12 protein-coding genes are annotated in these 15,183 nt (G+C 73.8%); 9 read left to right on the top strand and 3 right to left on the bottom strand.

Annotation, left to right across the window (positions count from 1 at the left end; translation table 11 throughout):
• Positions 1 to 53 precede the first annotated feature (53 nt).
• The 7 genes from ABZ887_RS30535 to ABZ887_RS30565 all read left to right on the top strand — a co-directional run bounded on the left by ABZ887_RS30535 (position 54) and on the right by ABZ887_RS30565 (position 7,380).
• Positions 54 to 1,286, top strand: a complete 1,233-nt coding sequence (locus ABZ887_RS30535) for a prenyltransferase/squalene oxidase repeat-containing protein (RefSeq protein WP_361296030.1) — start codon at positions 54 to 56, stop codon at positions 1,284 to 1,286.
• Complete coding sequence (locus tag ABZ887_RS30540; protein WP_361296033.1) at positions 1,283 to 1,900, top strand: SCO2322 family protein; 618 nt, start codon at positions 1,283 to 1,285, stop codon at positions 1,898 to 1,900. The genes ABZ887_RS30535 and ABZ887_RS30540 overlap by 4 nt, the downstream gene beginning before the upstream one ends.
• Complete coding sequence (locus ABZ887_RS30545) at positions 1,893 to 3,047, top strand: CbiQ family ECF transporter T component (protein WP_361296036.1); 1,155 nt, start codon at positions 1,893 to 1,895, stop codon at positions 3,045 to 3,047. The genes ABZ887_RS30540 and ABZ887_RS30545 overlap by 8 nt, the downstream gene beginning before the upstream one ends.
• On the top strand, positions 3,044 to 4,690 hold the full coding sequence (locus ABZ887_RS30550; RefSeq protein ID WP_361296039.1) for an ATP-binding cassette domain-containing protein: 1,647 nt from the start codon (positions 3,044 to 3,046) through the stop codon (positions 4,688 to 4,690). Before ABZ887_RS30545 ends, ABZ887_RS30550 begins: the two co-directional genes overlap by 4 nt.
• Positions 4,687 to 5,550 (top strand): ECF transporter S component, encoded by an 864-nt coding sequence (locus ABZ887_RS30555; RefSeq protein ID WP_361296042.1) that lies wholly within the window; start codon positions 4,687 to 4,689, stop codon positions 5,548 to 5,550. Before ABZ887_RS30550 ends, ABZ887_RS30555 begins: the two co-directional genes overlap by 4 nt.
• 336 nt (positions 5,551 to 5,886) lie before the next feature.
• Complete coding sequence (locus ABZ887_RS30560) at positions 5,887 to 6,300, top strand: transglycosylase SLT domain-containing protein (RefSeq protein ID WP_361296045.1); 414 nt, start codon at positions 5,887 to 5,889, stop codon at positions 6,298 to 6,300.
• 393 nt (positions 6,301 to 6,693) lie between these two features.
• Positions 6,694 to 7,380: a YoaK family protein gene (locus tag ABZ887_RS30565; RefSeq protein ID WP_361296048.1), complete on the top strand. Its 687-nt coding sequence runs from the start codon at positions 6,694 to 6,696 to the stop codon at positions 7,378 to 7,380.
• Between the two features lie 125 nt (positions 7,381 to 7,505).
• On the opposite strand, the gene ABZ887_RS30570 is transcribed toward ABZ887_RS30565, so the two are convergent.
• Positions 7,506 to 8,738, bottom strand: a complete 1,233-nt coding sequence (locus tag ABZ887_RS30570; protein WP_361296051.1) for a cytochrome P450 — start codon at positions 8,736 to 8,738, stop codon at positions 7,506 to 7,508.
• A 285-nt stretch (positions 8,739 to 9,023) separates the two neighbouring features.
• On the opposite strand from ABZ887_RS30570, the gene ABZ887_RS30575 reads away from it, so the two are divergent.
• Positions 9,024 to 10,193, top strand: a complete 1,170-nt coding sequence (locus tag ABZ887_RS30575) for a steroid 3-ketoacyl-CoA thiolase (protein WP_361296054.1) — start codon at positions 9,024 to 9,026, stop codon at positions 10,191 to 10,193.
• Positions 10,194 to 10,279: 86 nt separating this feature from the next.
• On the opposite strand, the gene ABZ887_RS30580 is transcribed toward ABZ887_RS30575, so the two are convergent.
• Complete coding sequence (locus ABZ887_RS30580) at positions 10,280 to 12,316, bottom strand: bifunctional glycosyltransferase 87/phosphatase PAP2 family protein (RefSeq protein WP_361296056.1); 2,037 nt, start codon at positions 12,314 to 12,316, stop codon at positions 10,280 to 10,282.
• A 388-nt stretch (positions 12,317 to 12,704) separates the two neighbouring features.
• On the opposite strand from ABZ887_RS30580, the gene proP reads away from it, so the two are divergent.
• Positions 12,705 to 14,057 (top strand): glycine betaine/L-proline transporter ProP, encoded by a 1,353-nt coding sequence (gene proP / locus ABZ887_RS30585; protein WP_361296336.1) that lies wholly within the window; start codon positions 12,705 to 12,707, stop codon positions 14,055 to 14,057.
• Positions 14,058 to 14,176: 119 nt separating this feature from the next.
• Here the strand turns inward: proP and ABZ887_RS30590 are convergent, their stop codons facing one another.
• A complete protein-coding gene (locus tag ABZ887_RS30590; RefSeq protein ID WP_361296059.1) occupies positions 14,177 to 15,133 on the bottom strand; it encodes a peptidoglycan-binding protein in 957 nt (318 codons plus the stop codon).
• Positions 15,134 to 15,183 lie beyond the last annotated feature (50 nt).

The following is a 15,183-nucleotide window of genomic DNA, read 5'->3' on the forward strand; positions in this document are numbered from 1 at the left end:
GCCGGGGTGTCCCGTGCTGCCCGGCTCCCCGCAGGGAGAGGCACCCGCCGACCATGACCGTCCTCCGCCGCACCGCCGGGGTGCTGGCCGCCACCGCCGTCATCGGTACCGCCACGCCCGCGACGACCGCACTGGCCGCCGACATGGCCGCCGGCACCGCGTCCCCCTCGCCCTCCGCGTCGGCGGTCCTCCCGTCGGGGCTGTACGGCGGTTCGGACCCGAAGTACGACGGCGTCTGGCGCCAGTCCCTCGCCCTGCTGGCCCAGCGCGCGGTGGGGGTCACCCCGGCCGCGAAGGCGGTGGACTGGCTGGCCGGACAGCAGTGCGCGAACGGCTCGTTCGCCGCGTTCCGCGCCCAGCCGACGGCGGCCTGTGACGCCAAGGTGACCGTGGACACGAACAGCACGGCGGCCGCCGTACAGGCGCTGAAGGCGGCCGGCGGCCACGACGCCGCCGCGGACAGGGCCGTGAACTGGCTGAAGTCGCAGCAGAACACGGACGGCGGCTGGGGCTACGCCCCCGGCTCGGCCAGCGACACCAACTCCACCGGCGTGGTCGTCGGCGCGCTCGCGGCGGCCGGCGCGAGCGCGGACAGGTCGCCGTACGCCCTCCTCGCCAAGTGGTCCCTCCCCTGCGACGAGGACGGTGGCGGCGCCCTCGCCTACCAGCCGGACAAGCAGGGGAAGCTCGCCGCCAACGCGGACGCGACCGCGGCCGGGGTGCTCGGCGCCCTCGGCAAGGGGTTCGTGACGACGGCCGGGAAGGCGTCGGCGGAGGGCAGCCATGCCTGCGCGGACTCCGCCAAGGCCCTCACCCGGGAGGCGGTGGCCCGCAACGGTGCCGCGTACCTGGCGGACGCCACCTCCGCCAAGGGCCACCTCGTCTCCGCGCTGCCCGGCGCCGAGCCCCAGCCGGACTACGGCAACACCGCCGACGCGGTCGTCGCCATGGCCGCGCAGGGCTGGACGAAGCCGGCGAAGAAGCCGTACGCGTGGCTGGAGGCGCACGCCGTGCCGTGGGCGGAGCAGAGCGGGCCCGCGGCCTACGCCGAGCTGATCCTCGCCGCGCACGCGATGGGCGCGGACCCGCGCGACTTCGGCGGGACGAACCTCGTGACGGCGCTGAACGCGACGGGTCCGGCGCCGCAGGCGGCCACGGCCGCCGCGAAGCACACCGAGGAGAAGAAGTCGGGCAACAGCGTGTGGTGGATCGTCGGCACCGGTCTCGTCGGAGGTATCGGCATCGGCTTCCTGCTCAGCGGCCGCCGGAAGCAGCAGCAGCTGTGACCGCGGTCCGCCGGGCCGCGCTGCTGCTCCTGGCCGCGCTGACGCTGTGCGCGGCGGCCGCCGGGCCGGCGGCGGCCACCGGTTACCGCTACTGGTCCTTCTGGGAGCGGGACGGCGCGCGCTGGACGTACGCCACGCAGGGCCCCTCCACCGCGCGGCCCGCCGACGGTTCGGTCGAGGGTTTCCGCTTCGCGGTGAGCGAGGACTCGGCGGACGCGTCGCGGCCGCGCGGCACGGCGGACTTCGGGACGATCTGTGCCGGCACGCCCGCCGTGGCGGGCCGGAAGCGGGTGGGGCTGGTCGTCGACTTCGGCACGGCGGCGGACGCGTCCCCGGGAGAGCGGCCGCCTGCGCGGCGGACGGCCTGTGCGGTGGTGTCCGAGGACGCGACGACGGCGGAGGCGCTGGCGACGGTGGCGAAGCCGCTGCGGTACGACACGAACGCGTTGCTGTGCGCGATCGGGGGATATCCGGAGCGGGGGTGCGGGGAGAAGGTGGCCGCGGGGGGTACGTCGGACAGCGGGCCGTCGGTGGGGCTGCTGGCGGGTGCGGGAGTCGTCGCGCTTCTCGCCGCGGGGGCCTTCTGGCAGGCGCGGCGGCGCAGGAATGGGTGACATCGCGGGTCGGTGGGGGCCGGCCGCGCAGTTCCCCGCGCCCCGCACGGGGCGCAAGCGCGGGCGAGTGTCCCTGCACCCCGGCGCCTGGTGGCTCTGGTCGCTCTCTCTCGGGGTCGCCGCGTCCCGTACCAGCAACCCCCTCCTCCTCGCCCTTCTCGTTGCGGTCACCGCCTACGTCGTGGCCGTCTGCCGGAGCCGGGTCGCCCCCTGGTCCCGCTCCTACGCCGCCTTCGCCAGGCTCGCCCTCGCCGTCCTCCTCGTCCGCCTCGCCTTCACCGTCGTCCTCGGCTCCCCCGTCCCCGGCGCGCACACCCTCGTCACCCTCCCCGAAGTGCCGCTCCCGCACTGGGCCCAGGGCATCCGGCTCGGCGGCCGGGTCACCGCGGAGGCGCTCGTCTTCGCCCTGTACGACGGCCTCAGGATCGCCACCCTCCTGGTCTGCGTCGGCGCCGCGAACGCGCTCGCCAACCCGGCCCGGCTGCTCAAGTCCCTGCCCGGTGCCCTGTACGAGCTGGGCGTGGCCGTGGTCGTCGCGCTCACCTTCGCACCGCACCTGGTGGCCGACGTGCAGCGGCTGCGGGCCGCCCGGCGGCTGCGCGGCCGCCCCGACTCCGGCATCCGCGGCCTGCTCCAGGTCGGACTCCCGGTCCTGGAGGGCGCGTTGGAGCGTTCGGTCGCCCTCGCCGCCGCGATGGACGCGCGCGGGTACGGCCGCAGCGCCGACGTCCCGGACCGGGTCCGCCGTACGACGGCCGTGCTCACCCTCGGCGGCCTGCTCGGCATCTGCGCGGGAACGTACGGGCTGCTCACCGCTGAAGGCAGCGGCTACGGAATGACCTTGCTGCCGGCCGGGGTGGCCGCCGCGCTGGCGGGGCTGCGGCTCGGCGGCCGGCGTTCGCCGCGCACCCGGTACCGGCCGGACCCGTGGGACGCGCGGGCCTGGCTGGTGTCCGGGGCCGGCGCCGCGGTCGCCGCCCTGCTCACCCTGGCGTCCGTCCGTGATCCGGACGCCCTGCATCCCGGGGTCGTACCGCTGGTCGCCCCCACGCTTCCGCTCTGGCCCGCGGCCGCCGTGCTGCTCGGCCTGCTGCCCGCTCTCATCGTTCCCGGGGATCCCAAGGACCCCAGGGAGGAGCCGTCGTGATCCGTTTCGAGGACGTCTCCGTCACCTACGACGGCGCGGACCGACCCGCTGTGCAGGATGTCGACTTCGAGGTGCCGGAGGGTGAACTCGTCCTCCTGGCCGGCCCGTCCGGCACCGGGAAGTCGACGGTTCTGAACTCCGTGAGCGGGCTCGTGCCGCACTTCACCGGCGGCACCCTGGGCGGGCGGGTGACGGTCGCCGGCCGGGACACCCGCACCCACCGGCCGCGCGAACTCGCGGACGTCGTCGGCACGGTGGGCCAGGATCCGCTCGCCCACTTCGTGACCGACACCGTGGAGGACGAACTCGCCTACGGGATGGAGTCGTTGGGGATCGCCCCGGCGGTGATGCGGCGGCGGGTGGAGGAGACCCTCGATCTGCTGGGGCTCGCCGAGCTGCGGGACCGGACGATCGCCACGCTCTCGGGCGGGCAGCGGCAGCGGGTCGCGATCGGGTCGGTGCTCACCCCGCATCCCGCGGTCCTGGTGCTGGACGAGCCGACCTCCGCGCTCGACCCGGCCGCCGCCGAGGAGGTGCTGGCCGTGCTCCAGCGGCTGGTGCACGACCTGGGGACGACGGTGCTGCTGGCCGAGCACCGGCTGGAGCGGGTCGTGCAGTACGCCGACCGGGTCGTGCTGCTGCCGGGGGACGGGGCCGCGCCGGTGTGCGGGACGCCCGCCGAGGTGATGGCCGTGTCGCCGGTGTGTCCGCCGGTGGTGGAGCTGGGGCGGCTGGCCGGGTGGTCGCCGCTGCCGATGACCGTACGGGACGCCCGGCGGCGGGCGGCGGCGGCCGGGTTGCGGGAGCGGCTCGCCGGGCGGGTCCCGGAGCAGCGGCCCGTTTCCGGTCGCGGGGGTGGTCGTGTGAGCGGTTCCGCGGTCGGCGCGGCGGCTCCGCTCGCCGAGGTCCGTTCCCTCGCCGTCCGCCGGGGCCGGGTCGACGCGCTGTGCGGCGTCGACCTCACCGTCGCCCCCGGGGAGACCGTGGCCCTCATGGGGCGCAACGGCGCCGGGAAGTCCACGCTGCTGGGCGCACTGGTCGGGCTCGTCGAGCCGGGCTCCGGCGCGGTGCGGGTCCGCGGCGCGGTCCCGCACCGCACGCGCCCGCGTGACCTCGTGCGCCTGGTCGGACTGGTCCCGCAGGAACCGCGTGACCTGCTGTACGCCGACACGGTCGGGGCCGAGTGCGCGGCCGCCGACCGGGACGCGGGGGCGGATTCCGGGACCTGCCGCGGGCTCGTGTCCGACCTGCTGCCCGGGGTCGCGGACGACACGCACCCCCGTGATCTCTCCGAGGGGCAGCGGCTCGCCCTCGCGCTCGCCGTCGTCCTCACCGCCCGCCCGCCGCTGCTCCTGCTCGACGAGCCGACCCGGGGCCTGGACTACGCGGCGAAGGCCCGGCTGGTGGGCGTGTTGCGCGGGCTCGCCGCCGACGGGCACGCGATCGTGCTGGCCACGCACGACGTGGAGCTGGCCGCGGAGCTCGCGCACCGGGTGGTGCTGCTCGCGGAGGGCGAGGTCATCGCGGACGGGCCGACCGGCGACATCGTCGTCTCCTCGCCGTCCTTCGCCCCGCAGGTGACGAAGATCCTCGCGCCGCAGCGGTGGCTCACCGTGGCCCAGGTCCGGGAGGCGCTGACATGACCGGCGCACCCCCTCCCCGTATCCGGTCGCGTCCCCGGGCGAGGTCCCGCGCCGAGAACCCCGTGCGGCTGGGCCCCCGCTCCCTCGCCGCCCTGCTCCTCGTCAGCGCCGTCGGCGTGGTCGCCGTCGGCTGGCCCTTCCTCGCCCCGCCCTCCTCCCGGATCGCCTCGCACGCCCAGGACGCACCCTGGCTCTTCGCGGGGCTGCTGGTGCTGCTGGTCGCCGTGCTGGCGGCGACGATCGCCGAGTCGGGACTCGGTCCGAAGGCGGTCGCCATGCTGGGCGTGCTGGCCGCGACCGGGGCGGCGCTGCGGCCGGTCGGCGCCGGCACCGCCGGGATCGAGCCGATGTTCTTCCTGATGGTGCTGAGCGGGCGGGTCCTCGGGCCGGGCTTCGGGTTCACCCTGGGCTCGCTCACCATGTTCGCGTCGGCGCTGCTCACCGGCGGGGTGGGGCCGTGGCTGCCGTTCCAGATGCTGGCGATGGGCTGGTTCACGATGGGGGCCGGCCTGCTGCCGGGCGCCGGTCGGCTGCGCGGCCGCGGGGAGCTGGCGCTGCTGGCGGGGTACGGCTTCGTGGCCGCGTTCGCCTACGGCACGGTCGTCGACCTGGCGGGCTGGCCGCTGCTGGCCGGCACCGCCTCGAACCTCGCCTTCGACCCGCACGCCGGGCCCGCCGCCAACCTGGCCCGTTTCCTCGCCTACAGCCTGGCCACCGCCATGGGCTGGAACCTGGGCCGGGCCCTGTGCACGGTCGTCCTCACCCTTCTCCTCGGTCCGGCGCTGCTGCGGGCGCTGCGCCGGGCCACCCGGCGGGCCGCCTTCGAGACCGCGGTCACATTCGACGGTCCCGGGACGTGAGGCGCCGTACGCGCCAGGTGACCGGACCGGTGAAGCACCCCACATGACCCACGTCACCTACGATCCGGAACAGTAGTCAGACTTTTCCCTTTTGTCCGTTTCGCGACCCTAGCTGACCTGCGGTTTGAGAGCCACGCCACACAACGGACCATCGACGCGTATGCGACCACCACTAGTAAACGGGGTGATTGCGGACAGGTTTCCGGCCTGCTTGTCTGGACGACGTCGCCAGGCGCCACGAGCCCACAGCGGGCCGCGGCGCCGACGCATACGGACGGCCCTCACGGGTGGTTCCGGAGCACGGCGACTCCCTGTCCCCGACGAAAGAGGTTCTCCGTGTCCGTGTCCTTCATCCGCCGCATCGCTTCCCCGAAGAAGGCCCTCACCACCGCCGCCGTGGCCGCTGCCGCCGCCGGCATGGCCCTGACCGCGGCGCCCGCCCAGGCCGCCACCACGTCGGCCTCCTCGGCCCAGTCGATCGCGCACAAGATGATTCCGGACGCCGCACAGTTCAACGCGTTCAGCAAGATCGTGTCGCACGAGAGTGGCTGGAACATCTCCGCCACCAACTCCTCCTCCGGCGCCTACGGCCTGGTCCAGGCCCTGCCCGGCTCGAAGATGGCGTCCGCCGGCTCCGACTGGAAGACCAACCCGGCCACCCAGATCAAGTGGGGTCTGGACTACATGAACTCCCGCTACGGCAGCCCGACCGCCGCCTGGAGCTTCTGGCAGGCCAACGGCTGGTACTGAGCCGCCGACCCGCGCGCGCCCGCGGTCGATCGCGGCCGAGCCGCGCAGCCGCCGCTGATCCCCGGCACCGCGCGCCCCTGAACTCCGGCACCCTCGCCCCTCCTCCTGGGCGAGGGTGCCGACGCATGTCCGGACAGGGCGCCGACACAGGTGCGGCCGCGCTGCCGCGGCATGTCCGGCCGTGGTGCCGACGTGCGGTCCGCCGTGGTGCCGACGCACGGCCCGCCGTGGTGCCGACGTACATCCGGCCGTGCTGCCGACAGGCGGCCGACCGTGGTGCCGACAGGCGGCCGACCGTGGTGCCGACACCCGTCCGGCCGTGCCGCCGACGTGCGGTCCGCCGTGGTGCACTGGGCCCGGAGCCAGCCCACCCGCCGGACCGCCGGAGGAACGATGACGACGGCCACCCCGCCCCGCGACCCCGAGACCCGCGGTGTGCGGCTGGTGGCCGTGCTGCTGGCGCTGATGCTGGTGAGCGGCCTGATCGACGCCGTCAGCTATCTCGGCCTGGGCCATGTCTTCACCGCCAACATGACCGGCAACGTGGTGATCCTCGGCTTCGCGGCCGCCGGGACGCCCGGCTTCTCCGTCCCCCACTCGGCGACCTCGCTGGCCGCCTTCATGCTGGGCGCGGCGATGGGCGGCCGGGTCGCGGCCCGGTTCGCCGTCGGCTCCCGGCGCCGGTGGATGCGGGTGACGCTGGCGGCGGAGGCGACCCTGGTGGCCGGGTCGGCCGTGCTGGCCTTCGCCGGCTCCGGCACGCCGGCGACCAGGTACGTCCTGATCGCGCTGACCGCCTTCGCGATGGGGCTGCGCAACGCGAACGTCCGCAAGCTGGGCGTGCCCGACCTCACGGCGACCACGGTCCTCACCACCACCCTGACCGGACTCCTCTCCGAGTCCCGCCTCGGCGACGGCACCAGCCACCGCTCCCCGCGCCGGGCGGCAGCGGTCGTCGCGCTGTTCGCCGGCGCGGTGCTGGGGGCATGGCTGATCAGCGACCACAGCCCGGGGGTGCCGCTGCTCGTCGCGGCCGCCGTGTCCGGGGTGCTGGCGGTGGTCGCGTCGGGCAGGGAGTGACAGCGCGTCTCGGGGGAGGCAGGAACGGGGGCGTAGGGAGGGGGTGCTCCTGCCTCCCTCGGGACGGGCCGGCGGCGCCGGGAGCCGTCGGCCCGCGTCCGGAGGGGGTTACGACGTCGTGACCCCTACGTCGTGACCCGGAGGTGTTTCACGCCGTTGATCCACGCCGAGCGCAGCCGGTCCGGGTCGCCGACCAGCCGGAGGCCCGGCATCGCGTCGGCGATCGCGTTGAAGATCAGGTCGATCTCCAGGACGGCGAGGGACTTGCCGAGGCAGTAGTGGGGGCCGCCGCCGCCGAAGCCGAGGTGGGGGTTGGGGTCGCGGGTGATGTCGAAGGTGTCGGGGTCGGCGAAGACCTCGGGGTCGTGGTTGGCGGAGGCGTAGAAGACGCCGACCCGGTCGCCCTTGCGGATCAGTCTGCCGCCCAGTTCGGTGTCCTGGGTGGCGGTGCGCTGGAAGGAGTTGACCGGGGTGGCCCAGCGGACGATCTCCTCGGCGGTGGTCGCGGGGCGCTCGCGCTTGTAGAGGTCCCAGGCGTCGGGGTGGGTCAGGAACGCGTGCATGCCGTGGGTGATGGCGTTGCGGGTGGTCTCGTTGCCGGCCACCGCGAGCATCAGCACGAAGAACCCGAACTCGTCGGAGTTGAGGTTGCCCTCGTCCTCGGCGGCGACCAGCGTGGAGACGATGTCCTTGGCCGGGCACTGCTTGCGGTCGGCCGCCATGTTCATCGCGTAGGCGATCAGCTCGGTGGCGGACTCGGCGCCCACCTCCTCGGTGATCGCGTACTCCGGGTCGTCGTACGAGATCATCTTGTTGGACCAGTCGAAGATCTTGGCCCGGTCGTCCTGCGGGATGCCGATCAGTTCCGCGATCGCCTGGAGGGGGAGCTCGCAGGCGACCTCGGTGACGAAGTCGAAGGGGCCGGAGTGGGCGCGGGCGGCGTCGACGATCGACCCGGCGCGGGCGCGCAGCCGCTCCTCCAGGGCGCGGATGGAGCGCGGGGTGAAGCCGCGCTGGATGATCTGGCGGACCCGGGTGTGCTCGGGCGGGTCCATGTTCAGCAGGATCAGCCGCTGGGCGTCGATCGCGTCCCGCTGCATGTGCTCGGTGAAGCGGATGATCGCCGTGTTGAGCCAGGACGAGAAGATCTCGGGGTGCGTGGAGACGTACTTGACGTCAGCGTGCCGGGTGACGGCCCAGTAGCCGTCGTCCTGGAAGCCGGCGAGGCCGTGCGGCTGTTCGATCCAGCGGACCGGTTCGGCCTGCCGCAGTTCGGCGAACTCCGGGAGCGGCACCCGGTGATGGAGCAGGTCGGGGTCGGTGAGGTCGAACCCGTCGGGCAGCGCGGGACAGGGCATGAGCGACTCACTCCCACCGTGTACGAGCCTGGACATGTGGTTCCGACGCGTGCTGGCGACGCGTTCTGACGGTCCATCAGAAAGGACCGGTTGCCGTGAAGGTAATAACGGGTTCTACAAGTCGCAAGGGGCACGGTCCCCCCAATTGCATGCACCCCCCTTGCGGTTGTGGACGGACTGTCAGCAGACTGCACGCAGAACTAGTACGCGTTCTAGTTCTGCGTGGCGGGCCGGGCCGGGACGCCCCTGCGCCGCGCGGGTGACCGAGGAGAGGACCGAGCCCCCATGGCCGCGGAACCCGTGATCGTCGAAGCCGTACGCACCCCCATCGGCAAGCGCGGCGGCGCGCTCGCCAACCTGCATCCCGCCTACCTCCTGGGCGAGACCTACCGTGAACTCCTCGGCCGTACCGGCATTCCCGCCGACGCGGTCGAGCAGATCGTCGGCGGCACGGTGACCCACGCCGGCGAGCAGTCCATGAACCCCGCGCGCACGGCCTGGCTGACCATGGGACTGCCGTACGAGACCGCGGCCACCACCGTCGACTGCCAGTGCGGCTCCTCGCAGCAGGCCTCGCACATGACCGCCAACATGATCGCCGCCGGGGTCGTCGACGTCGGGATCAGCTGCGGGGTCGAGGCGATGTCGCGGGTGCCGCTGGGCTCGGGCTCCAAGCACGGTCCGGGCAAGCCGTTCCCCGACGAGTGGAACGTCGACCTGCCCAACCAGTTCGAGGCCGCCGAGCGCATCGCCCGCAACCGGGGCCTGACCAGGCAGGACGTCGACGCGCTCGGGCTGCTCTCGCAGGAGCGGGCGGCGCACGCCTGGGCCGAGGAACGCTTCAAGCGGGAGTCCTTCGCCGTCCAGGTGCCGACGACGGAGGAGGAACAGCACGCGGGGCAGGGCATGTGGCGCCTGGTAGACCGGGACGAGGGGCTGCGCGACACGTCGGCGGAGGCGCTGGCGGGCCTGAAGCCGGTGATGCCGACGGCGGTCCACACGGCCGGCAACTCCTCCCAGATCTCCGACGGCGCCGCCGCCATCATGTGGGCGTCCAAGCGGATGGCCCGCGCCCTCAAGCTCCGCCCCCGGGCCCGGATCGTCGCCCAGGCCCTGGTCGGCGCCGACCCGCACTTCCACCTCGACGGCCCGATCGACGCGACCCGCGCCGTCCTCGGCAAGGCCGGCATGACCCTCAAGGACATCGACCTCGTCGAGATCAACGAGGCGTTCGCGTCCGTGGTGCTCAGCTGGGCCCGGGTCTTCGAGCAGAACCTGGACAAGGTCAACGTCAACGGCGGCGCGATCGCCCTCGGCCATCCGGTGGGGGCCACCGGCGCCCGCCTGATCACCACCGCCCTGCACGAACTGGAACGCACCGACAAGGAGTTCGCCCTCATCACGATGTGCGCGGGCGGCGCCCTGGCAACCGGGACGATCATCCAGCGCCTCTGAGAAACGCCCCGAAGTTCAGCGCCCCGAAAGGGGCGCGGGGAACTGCGCGACCAGCCACGACGGCGCCGCGGCCGAACGACGACGCATCACCCGGGAGCCAGCACCGTCACCGGCTCCCGGTCCCCCCTGTCGGCCCCCGCCCCCCGCAGGGCCCGCGGCCCCTGCAACAGATACCCCACCCCGAAGCCCGCGCCGACCACCGCCGCGCCGCCCACCGCGTCCAGGACCCAGTGGTTGCCGGTGCCGATGATCGCCGACACCGTGAGGAGGGGGTGGATCAGGCCGAAGGCCTTGAGCCACCACTTCGGGGCGACGACGGCGATGACGATCCCGCACCACAGGGACCAGCCGAAGTGCAGCGAGGGCATCGCCGCGTACTGGTTGGTCAGCTGGGTGAGCGTGCCGTAGTCCGGCTTGGCGAAGTCCTGCGGGCCGTGCACGGTGTCGATGATCCCGAGGCCCGGCATCAGGCGGGGCGGGGCCAGCGGGTAGAGCCAGAAGCCGATCAGGGCGAACCCGGTGGCGAAGCCGAGGGCGGTGCGCGCCCAGCGGTAGTCGACCGGGCGGCGGACGTAGAGGACGGCGAGGACGGTCAGCGGGACGACGAAGTGGAAGGACTCGTAGTAGAAGTCGAGGAAGCTCCGCAGCCAGCCGATGCCGTACACGGTGTGGTTGGCCCAGTGCTCGATGTCGATGTGCAGGAACCGCTCGATGTCGTGGATCTGGTGCCCGTGGCGCTCGGCCCGGGCCCGCCCGGACGTGCCGGTCCCGTCCCCGGCGGCGGCGAGCCGGATCTGCTGGTAGGCGAAGTAGACCAGCCGCATCGCGACCAGTTCGAGGAAGAGGTTGGGGCGGGTCAGCACCCGGCGCAGGGACGCGGCCAGCGGGACCTGCCGGAAGCGGGCCGGGACCGGCTCCGCGTAGTCCGTCGGGATCGGCCGCAGGAACTCCGGGGCGCTGCGGGACAGGAAGGGGACGACCGTGGCCGCGGCCAGGGCGGCGAGCAGGATCGTGTTGTCGCGCACGGGCACGAAGAGCGACTGGTTCGGCAGCATCGCCTTGGCGGGCAGCGTCATCACGAGGACGACCACCACCGGCCACACCGGCCGGTCCGCGGCGCGCCGCCCGGCCCGGCCGACCACCGCGAGCAGCACCCACAGCAGCTGGTGCTGCCAGGCGGCGGGCGACACCGCCACCACCGCGCAGCCGGTGATCGCGACCGCGAGCAGCAGCTGCCCGTCGCGGGCGTAGCGCACCGCCCGGCGCAGCGCGAGGACGGCCACGGCCGCGGCGAGCGCCAGGAACAGGACGATCTCCAGCGGGCCGCTCAGCCCGAACCGCAGCAGGGCACCGTGCAGCGACTGGTTGGCGAGCGCGTCGGCCTCGCCGCCGAGGCCGACGCCGGCCATGTGGTGGACCCAGTAGGTGTACGAGTCGTGCGGCATCGCCGCCCAGGCCAGCACCGTGCAGGCGGCGAAGGTCGCGCCGGTGGCGAGGGCGGCCCGGCGGCGGCCGGTGAACCACAGCAGCGGGGCGAACAGCAGCAGGGCCGGCTGGAGGGCGGCGGCCAGGCCGATGCACACCCCGCTGTCGCGCTGCCCGCGGGCGGCGAAGCAGCCGAGCAGGACGAGCAGGACCGGGATGATGCTGGTCTGGCCGAGCCAGAGGGTGTTGCGGACCGGCAGCGACAGCATCAGCAGGCTGATCGCGACCGGCGCGGCCAGCAGCGAGGTGCGGCGGCTCGCCGGCTGGGGCAGCGCCCGGGCGGCGACCAGGCCGAGGGCGACCACCAGCAGCAGCGTGCCGAAGGTCCAGCCCCAGCCGAGGGCCTGCTCGGCGGCTCTGGTGAGCGGCTTGAGCACGAGCCCGCCGAAGGGGGTGCCGGTGAACTGCGTCGAGTCGTACAGGGAGCCCTTGACGTGCAGCACGCCGTCCGGGCCGACCCAGGTCTCCAGGTCCGTCAGCCGTTCCCCGCTCGGGGTGCTGAGGACGGCGGCCACCTGCCGTACGGCGAGGATCGCGGCCACCGCCCACAGGCCGAGCCGGGCCATTCTGAACCGCGCTCCGGCCTCCGCCCCGCCGAAAGCCTCCCCCTGCCGTCCTCCGTGCTCCACGTTCGCCACGCCCCGCCGGCCTCCCGCCCCGTCCCGCGCATCGTTCTGAGAACCCTAAGAGGCTCCCACCGCCTCTGGACAGAGACGCAGGCAACCCCCTCGTCACCTGACGTCCGCCCGTCTTTTGTCCGGAAGACGACAGTGCGCGAGGGGTGGGGTCGCCTCCACGGAGCGCGACAAGGATCACAGTGCGCGGCCCGCATACGGCCGCGGGAGCGGGCAGACGTCCCTGCGCACAGCGCGTTTGGCTGCACTGTGCAGGTAAACGCGTACGTGACGTAACGCCCCCAAGTACTCCTATCGTCACTTTCCGGCTCGTCCGCCGCCGTACGGGCCGCACCCCCCTGTCCCCCACGAAAGGTAGGCGAGCCCCGTTTTGGCGACCGCCACAGCCGTCATCCCGTCCCCCCGCACAGCCACCGCCCCCGGTCCGGCCCCCACCGTCACCGACCCCGCGCTGGTGAGGCGCGCCGTGAAGGCGGCCGCGCTCGGCAACGCCATGGAGTGGTTCGACTTCGGCGTCTACAGCTACATCGCGGTGACCCTGGGCAAGGTCTTCTTCCCGTCCGGCAGCCCGACCGCCCAGCTGCTGTCCACGTTCGGCGCCTTCGCCGCGGCCTTCCTGGTCCGCCCGCTCGGCGGCATGGTCTTCGGACCGCTCGGCGACCGCGTGGGCCGCCAGAAGGTCCTCGCCGTGACCATGATCATGATGGCGGCGGGCACCTTCGCGATCGGCCTGATCCCGTCCTACGCGACGATCGGCGTCGGCGCCCCGCTGCTCCTCCTGGCCGCCCGGCTGGTGCAGGGCTTCTCCACCGGCGGCGAGTACGCGGGCGCGTCCACGTTCATCGCCGAGTACGCGCCGGACAAGAAGCGCGGCTTCTTCGGCAGCTGGCTGGAGTTCGGCACGCTGGCCGGCTACATCGGCGGCGCCGGCCTGGTGACCCTGATGACCGCGCTGCTCTCCTCCGACGACCTGACGTCCTGGGGCTGGCGGATCCCGTTCCTGATCGCGGGCCCGATGGGCATCATCGGCCTCTACCTGCGGATGCGCCTGGAGGAGACCCCGGCGTTCGCGGCCGAGGTGGAGAAGTCCGAGCGGTCCCGCCCGAAGGTCCCCCTGCGCGAGATGATCACCGGCCAGTGGCGGGCCCTGCTCCTGTGCATGGCCCTGGTCCTGGTCTTCAACGTCACGGACTACATGCTGCTGTCGTACATGCCCAGCTATCTCACCAGTGAGCTGAAGTACGACGAGACGCACGGCCTGCTGGTCGTCCTCGGCGTGATGGCGCTGATGATGGTCGTCCAGCCGTTCGCCGGAGCCCTGACCGACCGCGTCGGCCGCCGCCCGGTGATCGCGGCGGGCTGCGCGGGCTTCCTGGCCCTCTCCGTCCCCGCCGTCCTCCTGATCCGCCAGGGCAGCCTGCTCGCGGTCGGCCTCGGCATGGGCGCCCTGGGCCTCCTCCTGGTCTGCTTCACGGCGGCGATGCCGGCCGCCCTCCCGGCCCTCTTCCCGACCCGGGTCCGCTACGGCTCCCTGTCGATCGGCTTCAACATCTCGGTCTCCCTGTTCGGCGGCACGACGCCGCTGGCGGTGACGGCCCTGATCGGAGCGACGGGGAACCTGATGATGCCCGCGTACTACATGATGGCCGCGGCAGTGATCGGCGGCTTCGCGGCCTGGCGCATGGCGGAGACGGCAGGACAGCCCCTGCCCGGTTCAGCACCGTCGGTGGAAGCGCCCCGATAGAAGCGGTTGCGGTCGTGGACGGCTGCGGGTGTGTGGGGGCTGGTCGCGCAGTTCCTCCCCCAGCCTTCGGCCGGGGGTACCCCCAGCGCCCCTTCGGGGCGCTTCTGTGGGCGCATCCCCTACGGTTCCGTCGTCTCCGACTCCAGTGCCGTACGGGTGGCCGTTCCGTACACCCCCGGCTCGTCGGTCAGGATCCCCCGCGCCAGCTGGTACGTCCGCACCGCGTCCTCGGTCGTGCTGTCGTAGTGGCCGTCGGCCTTCCCCGTGTAGAGGTTCAGCTGGGCCAGCCGCTGCTGGAGTTCCGTCACCTCCGCCCCGGTGTCGCCGGGGCGGAGGACCGGGGGCGAGGTGGGCTGCGCGGAGGCCGCCGCACCCGTCGTCGACGCGGACTCGGTCGGTGTGGCCGAGCGGGAGGCGGTCCGGGACGGGGCGGCACTCGACGGCGCGGGGGACGGGGAGTGCGACGCGCTGGGGCTCGCGGACCCGGACGGCGCCGAGGAGGAGGGCGCGGATCCCCGCGACGTCACCGGCGCCGCGGCCGAGGGTGACGCCGTGCTCGGGGTCACGTCCGGGACGCTCTGCCGTACGTCCGCCGGTGCCGCCCGGTCCCGCGTCGGCGTCGCGCGGGCGAACATCCCGCTCGCGAACCCCGCCACGGCCAGGATCCCGGCCACCGCCCCGGCGACCGCCAGGAGCAGGGCCCACCGGGGACGCCGGCGAGGAGCTTCCGGCGCTTGTGGCACCGCGTCGAGGGCGTCGGCGGGCACCGCCCGCAACGGCACGGTCGCCTCGGCCGCGACCGGCACAACCGGCGGCCCCGCCGCCACCGGCAGCGGCGCGGTCTCCCCGCCGTCGCCGTCGGCGTAGGCACCGGCGTCCGGGTCCGTGTCGCCCGCGATGGCGACGTACGGCCGTATCCGCAGCGGGTCGAAGTCCTCCGCGGCCGCCTGTTCGGCCGTGCGCGCGTCGCGCAGGGCGTCGGAGGCGCGCTGGTTGCAGTCGCAGGAGGGGGAGCCGTCCGGCCCCTTGGGCGTCCCGCACTCCGGGCACTGATGGCCCCCGGTGGTATCCGTCACGGCGTTCCTCCCTCCCCTCACGAACTCCACAGATTATGCAGAGCGTCCAC

The organism is Streptomyces sp. NPDC047061 (assembly GCF_040643955.1).
In the GTDB taxonomy this organism is placed as follows: domain Bacteria; phylum Actinomycetota; class Actinomycetes; order Streptomycetales; family Streptomycetaceae; genus Streptomyces.